Source organism: Paraburkholderia elongata (assembly GCF_013177735.1).
Taxonomy (GTDB): domain Bacteria; phylum Pseudomonadota; class Gammaproteobacteria; order Burkholderiales; family Burkholderiaceae; genus Paraburkholderia; species Paraburkholderia elongata.
The window spans coordinates 1-1470 of the sequence record NZ_WOEZ01000346.1 but is presented as its reverse complement, the minus strand read 5'-3'; the positions used below and the strand labels follow the sequence as shown (position 1 = coordinate 1470).

General features: G+C 64.3%; 1 protein-coding gene. It reads left to right on the top strand.

Annotated elements, in window-relative coordinates; translation table 11 throughout:
* The first annotated feature begins 124 nt into the window (after window positions 1-124).
* Window positions 125-1450: an IS4 family transposase gene (locus tag GNZ13_RS51145; RefSeq protein ID WP_172170175.1), complete on the top strand. Its 1326-nt coding sequence runs from the start codon at window positions 125-127 to the stop codon at window positions 1448-1450.
* Window positions 1451-1470: the final 20 nt, after the last annotated feature.

The window sequence follows — 1470 nt, the reverse complement described above, 5'->3', positions numbered from 1 at the left end:
CAGCCCTTTCAAGGTCTTTGCGCGACAAACCTGGTAACCTGGCGACCTGTTCAAGGACGACGGGTACGAAGGGATGTTTGACGAGGTGATGAAGCGTTTCGAGCAGCAGGCACCGGTATGCGTGATGGCACGCCTGGCACTGCAGAGAGCCATCGCACCGCAATGGGTCGACGAGGTGTTTGCCGAGCACCGGCAACGGCAATATCCACGGGAATTGCTGTTCTCGACGGTGGTGGAACTCATGACGCTGGTGTCGCTAGGGCTGAGCCCGTCGCTGCACGCTGCGGCGACGCAGACGAAGCACCTGCCGGTGTCACTGGCCGCGCTGTACGAGAAGGTCAACCGCACCGAACCCGCGATCCTGCGTGCCCTGGTACAGGGAAGCGCACAGCGTCTGGAGCCAGTGCTGGCGGCATGGCCATGCCCGGCCAGCCTACCCGGCTGGCGTGTGCGTGTGCTTGACGGCAATCACCTGGCGGCCAGTGAGAAACGGCTGGCGGCGCTGCGCGAACAGCGGGGCGCAGCGTTACCCGCGCAGGCCCTGGTCGTCTACGAGCCGGATCTGGGACTGGTGACCGATCTGATCGCAATCGAGGACGCACACGCGCAGGAGCGCTCGGCCATGGCACCGCTGATTGAATGTGCCGGCCCGGGCGAGCTGTGGCTGGCCGACCGGAATTTCTGCACCAGCACAATCCTGCTGGGCTGGCATCAGGCGCAGGCCAGCTTCATCGTGCGCGAACATGGGCGCAACAGACCGCCGCTTGCCAGTAGTGGGCCATGGGTGGACGCTGAGCGCATCGAGACCGGACAGGTACGTGAGCAACTCATTGACCTGAAGTCCGGGCTGCAGGGCTGGCGGCGCATCGAACTGCAGCTGGAGCAGCCCACCGAGGCGGGCGACACGGTGATCCGGCTGTGGAGCAATCTGCCTGCCGCGGTGGGCGCACACGAGATCGCCCGACTATATCGCAAGCGCTGGCGTATCGAAGGCATGTTCCAGCGACTCGAGTCGGTCCTGCAAAGCGAGATCCGCACCCTGGGTCATCCACGGGCCGCGCTGCTGGGTTTTACCGTCGCGGTGCTGGCGTACAACGTGCTGGCCACGCTCAAGCGCGGTGTTGAAACTGCCCATGCTGCAGCCGATGAAACCGGTGCAGCGCCACCGGAGGTCTCCACGTATTACCTTGCCGTGCAGATTCGCAGCCACTATGAGGGCATGCTCATCGCGCTGCCGCCCAACGAATGGTCGCACTGGCGCGATGCCTCGCCCGATGTGATTGCCGGCAAACTGTTCGAGCTGGCCCGCTGCGTCGATCCGGCTCAGGTACGTACACGCAGGCGTGGCCCCAAGACCCGCAAACCCGCACCCTATGTCGAAGGCGCGGTAGCCCGTGCCCATCACAGTACCGCCCGCCTGCTTAAACGCGCCAAAGGCGAAACATCTTGATCAAGACCTTGAAAGGGCTG